Source organism: Stenotrophomonas pictorum JCM 9942 (assembly GCF_001310775.1).
In the GTDB taxonomy this organism is placed as follows: Bacteria; Pseudomonadota; Gammaproteobacteria; order Xanthomonadales; family Xanthomonadaceae; genus Stenotrophomonas; species Stenotrophomonas pictorum.
In genome coordinates, this window is the sequence record NZ_BAZI01000104.1 from 1 (window position 1) to 8,276 (window position 8,276).

Here is an 8,276-nt window from a genome sequence, read left to right on the forward strand (position 1 = left end):
GGCGCAGTGGCCATGGCCGGGGCTGCCGCGCCCGGAGCCATCGGCATCACGCTCTCGGGAACGGCCGGCACTACGCCGGCCGGACGGAACGCCAGCATCCGCAGCACCGCCATCTCAAAGCCGGCACGCGGACTCGGCGCCAGATGCAGGTCGCGACGGCCACTCAGTGCCATCTGGTACCAGAGCTGCACCACTTCCGGGCGCAGCCGCTGTGCGAAGGCGCCCGAATCGATCCCTTCACCAGGCACCACGGTCCCGGGCACCAGCTGCTGCACCTGGATGCGGTGCAGCCCCTCGGCCAGCGCATCGAGCACGCCGTTCCAGTCCGGCGAGAACTCTGCCAGCGTGGCCACCACCTGCAACAGGCGCGCACCATCTCCTGCGGCCAGCGCATCGAGCATGGCCGCCACCTGGGTGCGATCGACTGTGCCGAGCATGGCGCGCACCACGTCATCGCGCAGCGCGCCACCGGCATAGGCGATGGCCTGGTCCAGCAGCGACAGCCCGTCACGCAGCGAGCCATCGGCGGCGTGGGCCAGCTGCACAAGGGCGCTGTCGTCGAATTCGATGCCCTCGGCGGTCATGATCCGCATCATCTGCCCGCGGATCTGCTCCTGGTCCAAGCGCTTGAGGTTGAACTGCAGGCAGCGGCTGAGCACGGTCACCGGCAGCTTCTGCGGATCGGTGGTGGCCAGCAGGAATTTCACATGCTCTGGCGGCTCCTCCAGCGTCTTGAGCAGCGCGTTGAATGCCGCCTTGGACAGCATGTGCACTTCGTCGATCAGGTAGACCTTGTACTTGCCGCGCGAGGGCATGTACTGCGCGTTCTCGATCACTTCGCGCACGTCATCCACGCCGGTGTTGGACGCGGCGTCGATCTCCAGCAGGTCGATGTAGCGGCCCGAATCGATGTCCAGGCAGGCCGGGCACTGGCCGCATGGGTCGGCGCTGGTGCCCTGCTCGCAGTTCAGCGACTTGGCGAAGATGCGGGCGATCGTGGTCTTGCCGACACCGCGGGTGCCGGTGAACAGGAAGGCGTGGTGGACGCGACCACTGTCCAGCGCATTGCTGAGCGCGCGGACCACGTGTTCCTGGCCCACCAGCTCGGCAAAACGCTTCGGACGCCACTTGCGGGCAAGGACGAGATAGGACATCAGGCAACCGTCTTCATCTGAGGTCCCATTGTGCCATGCCCGGCCCCGCCAGCCGTATCCGGCGCCTGTCCCGGGCCAGTGCGCGCATGGCTCAGGTTCGCGTACGCGCGGCCGCTACCTCCGTAGTAACCCCCGGACAGCGACCCACGAGGGAATTCCTGCTGGCCGGCCCCCGATTCCACAAGGGAGAGGCCCGATGCGGATACGCAGGACAGGATTGACATCGATTGTGGCGCGCACCGCGCTGGTACTGGGCCTGGTGGCTGCCACCTGCTTCGCCGGGGCGGCCTGGCTGATCCAGCAGAAAGCGGCCGCCGTTCAGGAAGCCAGCGCACTCAATGAACTGGAGCAGCTGGCCCGCGCGGAGGCCGCCAAGGTGCGGGGCTCGGTCAACGAGCCGCTGTCGCGGGTGCGCGGGTTGGCCGACGCCACGTTGGCGCTCATGGAACGCGGCAACAGCTCGCGCGCCGAAGTTTCCGCCCTGGTGCGCCGCTATGCCGACGCCGACCCCGCGGTGCTGGGCTACTGGCTGGAATTCGAACCCGATGGCTTCGATGGCGCCGATGCCCGCTTCACACGCAGCTGGCCGGACGGCGAACCGGCGGACGACACGCTGAAGACGTTCGTCGCCGGTCTCTCCGAAGATCAGCGCATCAGCACCGATTCGGGGCGGCTGTCGCTGTACTGGACACGCGAGCCCTCCGGGCAGACCTCCCTGCAGGACGCGGTCGGCCCGGCAAACGACCTCCAGCTCGATGGCCCGGACGCGGAGAAATATTACGTGGCCGTGCGCGAACGCGGCGAGGAGCTGATGTTCGAACCCTACGCCGACGAGGTCTCCGGCAAGCAGGTGCTGATGACCAGCCTGATGGTGCCGGTCAAGGTCGACGGCCAGTTCCGCGGCGTGGCCGGCGCGGATATCGCACTGTCCACCATCCAGCCGAATTGGCCAAGATCCGCCCCTACCAGCGCGGCGTGGTACGCCTGCTCTCGCCCACCGGGCAGGTGCTGGCTGCGCCGGAGCAGCAGAATCTGGGCAAGCCGTTCGCCGCGGATATGGGGCCGCTGCTGGCGCAGCTAGCCAAGGGCCAGATCGTCCGCCAGCGCACCTTCGACCCGACCGTGGGCGGTGAGGTGCTGCGCATCTATGTCCCCGTCACCGCCGGCCGTTCGCCCGATGCCTTCGCACTGATGGTGTCCGCACCGGTCGACGCGGTCATGGCCGGCGTGGTGGAGATCCGCAACCGGGTGATCCTGGTCGGTGTGGCCAGCGTGCTGCTGCTGGTGGTGGTCGTGGTGGTGTTGCTGCGCACGCTGGTGGGCACGCCACTGCGTGGCATCGTGCAGGGCGTGGACGCGGTGGCGGCCGGGCAACTGGACTATCCGATCAGCGCTGGGGGTGAGGATGAAGTCGGCCAGGTTTCGCGCGCCCTGCGCAAGATGCAGACCGATCTGAAGGCCCGCTTGGACAGCGAACGCGCGATCGCCGCCGAGAACCTGCGCGTGCGCATCGCCTTGGACAATGCCGGCACAGCCATGCTGATCGCCGACGCCCACGGCCAGGTCGCCTACGCCAACCCGGCGATGCAGCGGCTGCTGCAGCAGCATCGCGGTGAACTGGCGCAGCACCTGCCGCACGCGAACCTGGACCATCTCCAAGGCCAGACGCTGGCGCAACTGCAACCGGCAGGCGGCAACGATCCAGCCAAGGTCCAATCCACGCAGCAGAGCGAGCTGCGGTTTGGCACCGCGGTGTTCGCCCAGACCGTGGCTCCGGTGATCTCGGCCGAGGGCCAGCGGCTGGGCGTGGTGGTGGAATGGCGCGACCGCAGCCAGGAAGTGGCGGTGGAAGCGGAAGTGGCCGGCGTCATCGATGCCGCCGCCGCGGGCGACCTGTCGCAGCGGATCGACACTCTCGACAAGAGCGGCTTCTTCCGGCGCCTGGCCGAAGGTGTGAACAGCATGTTCGATACCAACGCCGCGACCATCGGCGATGTGCAGCGCGTGCTCGGCGCCCTGGCGCAGAGCGACCTGACCCAGCGCATCACGGCCGACTACCGTGGCGTGTTCGGGCGGATGCGCGATGACACCAACACCACCGTCGAGCACCTGACCGGCATCCTGCAACGTGTGCATGGCGCGGTCGATGCCATCAGCAGCGCCGCCCGCGACATCAACGCCGGCAACAACGACCTGGCCGCGCGCACTGAACAGCAGGCCGCCAACCTGGAGGAAACCGCCGCCTCGATGGAAGAGCTGACGTCCACGGTGAAAAACAACGCCGGCACCTCGCAGCAGGCCCGCCAGCTGGCAACCGGCGCGGCCGACATCGCCGCACGCGGCGGCACGGTGGTCGCGCAGGTAGTCGAGCAGATGGACGGCATCACCCATGCCTCGCGGCAGATCGAGAGCATCATCGGCGTGATCGACGGCATCGCCTTCCAGACCAATATCCTGGCGCTGAACGCGGCGGTGGAAGCCGCCCGCGCCGGCGAACAGGGCCGCGGTTTTGCTGTGGTCGCCAGCGAAGTGCGCTCGCTGGCGCAGCGCTCGACCGAAGCGGCACGGCAGATCAAGCAATTGATCGGCGATTCGGCGCAGCGGGTGGACCAGGGCGCGGTGCTGGTCAACGACGCCGGCCGCACCATGCAGGAGGTGGTCACCGCGGTGCGCCAGGTCAACGAGCTGATGGCCGAGATCTCGGCCGCCTCGCAGGAACAGAGCGCCGGCATCGAGCAGGTCAACCAGACCATCATCCACATGGACAATGCCACCCAGCAGAACGCGGCGATGGTGGAGGAAGCCACCGCCGCGGCCCATGCCCTGCAGGAGCAGGCCGACGAGCTGGCACAGATGGTGGCCGTGTTCCGTCTACCGTGAGCCCCGGCATATGGCCCCGGCGCAGATTCGACTTGTGGCCGCCGCCGCGACCCTATAGAATTTGCGCCCCTGCAGCGCCTTTACGGTTGCGGCAGGTCCGGAGAGGTGTCCGAGTGGTTGAAGGAGCACGCCTGGAAAGTGTGTAAGCGTCTAAACCGCGCTTCGGGGGTTCGAATCCCCCTCTCTCCGCCAGGTTCAAGAAAAAGGCCGCCCACCGGGCGGCCTTTTTCATATCCCTCTCCCAGTCGAGCCGCAGCGGCTTGATAGCTGTATCAGCTCAAGAGCATCGACAATCAGCAGCGCCGCGCCCATGCGCCCGGCATGGATCTGCTGGCCCAGCAAAACGATGCCGACCGCAAATGCACCGACCGCACCGATGCCGGTCCAGATCGTGCAAGCGGTACCCAGCCCGGCACATGGCCAAGGCCAGCCACCAGCAGCAGCTGGCGATCCTGCCGACCAGGGTGACAGTGCCGGGAACCCGCCGGGTGAATCCCTGCAACTGCCTCATCGTCAGCGCCCACACACTCTCCAGCCAAGCTGGCAATCAGCACATAGATCCAAGCGATCCGACCTGCGGGAAGGGGCCTGGCCGTCCGGGGGAGATTCCGAAGTTGGGAACAGGTCGTCTTCCCTGCGTGCGGCATTCCAGCCAATCACGGGGCTGCCGCAGCAGCCCACCTTGTGCGGGTTGCAGACGATTCAATGCATCTGCGGCTGGCTGTTGTGTCCCCGCATACGTTACAATCGCCGCGCGCTGCAGGGTTCGTGATCCGCAGCGCCCCTTCTGGAATACCCGCCGGCTGATATCCATCGCCCCGTTTTCCAGAAAGAGCTCAGGCCGCCGCAAGGCGGCCAACGTCTCTATGGTGGCCCCGTCGGCCCCTCGCGACGCTAGGTCGAAAATCCCGCCAGGGCCGGAAGGCAGCAACGGTATCGATCGACGCGGGCGCCGAGGTCAGCCGGCGGGGCCACCGCCTTTTTGGGCCACATCGCCGCGCGGCCTGTTCAGACCGGCGCCGCAGTGGCGGCGGTCGGCCCAGCCAGGACCACACATTCGCCCGGCATCGCCACGCGATGTCCGCGTGCGCGCAGCGCATCGCCATCGGCCGCACTGGCGTAGTGGTAGAGGATCATCCGCGCCTGCGTTGCCGCGTCGTATTCGCGTTCGAGATCATCCACCCGGTATGCGAGGGATTGCCATGCAGGCCGCAATCATGGGCGATCAGCTCGCCGTCGGCCGCATAGCGCAGCAGCATCTCCGGAATCGGACGGGTATCCCCGCTCCACACCAGCGCCCCTTTCAGGCGCAGACCGTAGGCGGTTTCCGGCCAGTGATGGCGCACGGGGAACACCTCCAGCCGCACGCCGTCATGCCAGAACGCCTCACCGACGGCGATCAGCTGGAAGGCATCCCAGAAATTGGCACCGCCCTCGGCCAGCACATTCGGATAGTCGCCGATGCGCCTGTGCAGCAGTGGCAGCACCGTGGCCGGCACATACACGCGCACCGTGCCGCGCCGGCGCGGATTGAAATACGCATCGACGAACAAGCGCTCGAAGCCGGCCACGTGATCCAGGTGCACATGGGTGACAAACAGCGCATCGGGCATCGCCGCGTAGTGCGCGCGATAGGCCGTGAGCCCCTCACCGCCACAGTCGATGGTCAACCACGGCTTGCCGTCGCGCTCGATCACCGCCATCGGCGAACCCAGATCGACCGCCGAGGCGTTGCCGACCCCCAGAAAACGTAATGCCCAGCTCATTTCAGACGCCCCGGTTCCAGGCCAGATCATAGGCACGGCGCAGCCGCGCGAAGTCATGCGCCACCTCCTCGCAACTGCGCTCACCGCGCAGTTTGAGCAGGGAGCGCAGCAGACGCTTGAGGTTGCGCTCGCGCCAGCGGGTGGCGGGAATACGCCGCACGCCACGATCGAAGTCGATCAACCAGCCGTGGCCGTTGGCATCGAACAGGATGTTGTGGGCGTTCAGATCGGCATGATCCAGACCGGCGCGGTGGAAGCGGGCGATCAGCCGGCCGGTTTCCTCCCATGGCGCGCCACGCCCGGTCACCAGCGCACGATCGGCCAGCGAACGCACACCCTCCAGCCGTTCCATCAGGATCGCCGCGCGGTAGCCCAGCCCGTCGCGCATATAGAACGCGGCCAGCGGCCGCGGCACCGGAAGCTTGTGCGCGATCAGCTCACGCATCAGCCGGAACTCGGCGAAGCTGCGGGTGCGATGTGCGCCCTGCCACAGATACAGATCGCGGCTGAACCTGGCCGCGACACCGCCACGCAGGTAGCCGCGCAGCACGCAGTGCCCGAACGGCGCGTCGACAAACCACGCACCTCCGCGCCCCCCCTCGCCGACCGGCCGGGCCTTCTCGCCCCAGTGCGCAGGCGAAAACAGAGCAGGCTCGGCTTGCCGCAGGCGTTCGCGGTCGAACAGAATGGCGCCATAACCGCGACCATCGCGGCAGGGCGTCAGCGCTTCAGTGGCGTCGAATGCGACCATTCTTTGCGAGTCTAACAACACCATGCCTGCATCGTCCCCCTCATTGTGCCTCTTGCGCCTTTCGGCATTGGGAGATGTGACCCATGTAGTCCCCCTGGTGCGCACGCTGCAACAGGCACGACCGGGCACGACGCTGCACTGGGTGATCGACAAGGCCGGCCACAAACTGCTCGAAGGCCTGCCCGGCGTGACCTTCCATGTCTACGACAAGAAGACCGGCGTGGCCGGAATGCGCGCACTGCGCGAGCAGTTGCCTGCGGCGCGATTCGATGCGCTGCTGCAGATGCAGGTCGCCTTCCGCGCCAACCTGCTCTCGGCCTTCATCCCGGCCCGGCGCCGCATCGGCTATGACAGGTCGCGCTCGAAGGATCTGCACGGTCTTTTCATCAATGAACGTATTGCCGACCGTCCCGGCATCCATGTACTGGATGCGATCGGCAGCTTCTGCGAACCGCTGGGATTGAAGCAGACCGAGGTCAGCTGGGACCTGGCCACGCCACCAGAAGCTTATGAGTGGGCGCGCGCGCAGTGGGACGAGGATGGTCGTCCGGTGCTGATGATCTCGCCCTGCTCCAGCCATCAGCGCCGCAACTGGTATGCCGAGCGCTACGCGGCGCTGGCCGATCACGCCGCAACGCTGGGTTGGCGCGTGGTGTTGTGCGGCGGTCGCAGCGAACTGGAGCGCAGCACCAGCGATGCCATCCTTGCCGCGATGAAGCACCCGGCACTGGATCTGGTCGGCAAGGACACGCTCAAGCAGCTGCCGGCGCTGCTGGCCCGCGCCCATCTGCTGGTCACGCCGGACTCGGGCCCGATGCATATCGCCAACGCCGTGGGCACCAAGGTGCTGGGCCTGCATGCGGCCAGCAACCCGGCGCGCAGCGGTCCGTATTCGGATCGGCGCTATTGCGTGGACCGTTATGACGACGCCGCCCGCCGCTACCTGCACAAGCCGGCCAGCGCGCTGAAATGGGGTACCAAGATCGAGTTCGACGAGGTGATGTCGCTGATCAGCGTGGACGACGCCGTTGCCGCCTTCGAGCGCTACCGCAGCGACCATCCACAGTGAACCGGCCGCGATGATGAAAAAGGCCGCCTTGACGGGCGGCCTTTCGCCTCCAGCAACCGCACCTCTCAGCTGGCGCGGTAGTCCTGGTAGGACTTCTCTTCCACGTAACTGGAACCCAGCGCCAGGTTGATCGCCTTCTTGATCCGCGCCCGTTCGTCGTTCTGGAAATAGACGCTGCGCGCCAGCTGCACAAAGCCGTCATCGAACAGCTGCGCCTTTTCCTTCAGGCGGATGTCATCTTCGATATCCCACAGCCGCTCGTTGACCGCCTTCAGGTCCGCACGCAACGCGGCGATGTCCTGGGCCGCGGCCGGGTGCGCCCTCCAGGTGGCGTCCAGCGCCGCCAGCTCCTTGCGCACATTGGCCAGCTTGGCCGCATCGCTCATCCGCTCGGACTTGATCTGCAGGATCGAGATCTTGTCCAGCAGCTCGCCGAAGGACACCGGCACTAGGATTTCAGACATGAAAGTCACCATTTGGATCAGGCGCACAGTGTAGCGGGCCAGACGCGCCATGGCCGGGCAACGCTGAGTAAGGTCCCCGACGCGACCGCGACCGGTGTCGGGTTCTTGCGAGAGCGGACACCGCGCCCTGATCCGCGCCCAAGAAAAAAGCCACCCGCAGGTGGCTTTTTCCGGTATCTGGCGGAGAGGGGG

7 protein-coding genes, 1 tRNA gene, 1 other RNA gene and 1 pseudogene are annotated in these 8,276 nt (G+C 66.8%); 5 read left to right on the plus strand and 5 right to left on the minus strand.

Annotated features, from left to right (window positions below; all coding sequences use genetic code 11):
- A partial coding sequence (gene dnaX, locus JCM9942_RS07230) for a DNA polymerase III subunit gamma/tau (RefSeq protein ID WP_157722809.1) occupies positions 1-1,154 on the minus strand: 1,154 nt, incomplete at its 3' end.
- 217 nt (positions 1,155-1,371) lie between these two features.
- On the opposite strand from dnaX, the gene JCM9942_RS20100 reads away from it, so the two are divergent.
- From JCM9942_RS20100 to JCM9942_RS07245, 3 genes are all read left to right on the plus strand, one after another.
- The gene (locus tag JCM9942_RS20100) at positions 1,372-2,235 is read left to right on the plus strand and encodes a cache domain-containing protein (RefSeq protein ID WP_256202323.1); all 864 of its coding nucleotides are present in this window, start codon (positions 1,372-1,374) and stop codon (positions 2,233-2,235) included.
- Complete coding sequence (locus tag JCM9942_RS07240; protein ID WP_054658766.1) at positions 2,160-4,034, plus strand: methyl-accepting chemotaxis protein; 1,875 nt, start codon at positions 2,160-2,162, stop codon at positions 4,032-4,034. Before JCM9942_RS20100 ends, JCM9942_RS07240 begins: the two co-directional genes overlap by 76 nt.
- Before the next feature lie 99 nt (positions 4,035-4,133).
- Positions 4,134-4,226, plus strand: a tRNA-Ser gene (locus JCM9942_RS07245).
- Positions 4,227-4,262: 36 nt separating this feature from the next.
- Here JCM9942_RS07245 and JCM9942_RS20505 read toward each other — a convergent pair.
- Complete coding sequence (locus JCM9942_RS20505; protein ID WP_343123480.1) at positions 4,263-4,505, minus strand: SMR family transporter; 243 nt, start codon at positions 4,503-4,505, stop codon at positions 4,263-4,265.
- A gap of 404 nt (positions 4,506-4,909) precedes the next feature.
- Here JCM9942_RS20505 and ffs point away from each other — a divergent pair.
- Positions 4,910-5,006: signal recognition particle sRNA small type (gene ffs / locus JCM9942_RS18205), an RNA gene on the plus strand.
- A gap of 36 nt (positions 5,007-5,042) precedes the next feature.
- Here ffs and JCM9942_RS07250 read toward each other — a convergent pair.
- A pseudogene (locus JCM9942_RS07250) lies at positions 5,043-5,800 on the minus strand (MBL fold metallo-hydrolase).
- Position 5,801: 1 nt separating this feature from the next.
- On the minus strand, positions 5,802-6,551 hold the full coding sequence (locus JCM9942_RS07255; RefSeq protein WP_054658768.1) for a 3-deoxy-D-manno-octulosonic acid kinase: 750 nt from the start codon (positions 6,549-6,551) through the stop codon (positions 5,802-5,804).
- Positions 6,552-6,573: 22 nt separating this feature from the next.
- On the opposite strand from JCM9942_RS07255, the gene JCM9942_RS07260 reads away from it, so the two are divergent.
- Positions 6,574-7,620 carry a glycosyltransferase family 9 protein gene (locus tag JCM9942_RS07260; protein WP_054658770.1) on the plus strand — a complete coding sequence of 349 codons (1,047 nt, stop codon included), beginning with the start codon at positions 6,574-6,576 and terminating at the stop codon, positions 7,618-7,620.
- Between the two features lie 65 nt (positions 7,621-7,685).
- Here JCM9942_RS07260 and JCM9942_RS07265 read toward each other — a convergent pair whose 3' ends face one another.
- On the minus strand, positions 7,686-8,084 hold the full coding sequence (locus JCM9942_RS07265) for a DUF6165 family protein (protein ID WP_054658772.1): 399 nt from the start codon (positions 8,082-8,084) through the stop codon (positions 7,686-7,688).
- Between the last annotated feature and the right edge of the window lie 192 nt (positions 8,085-8,276).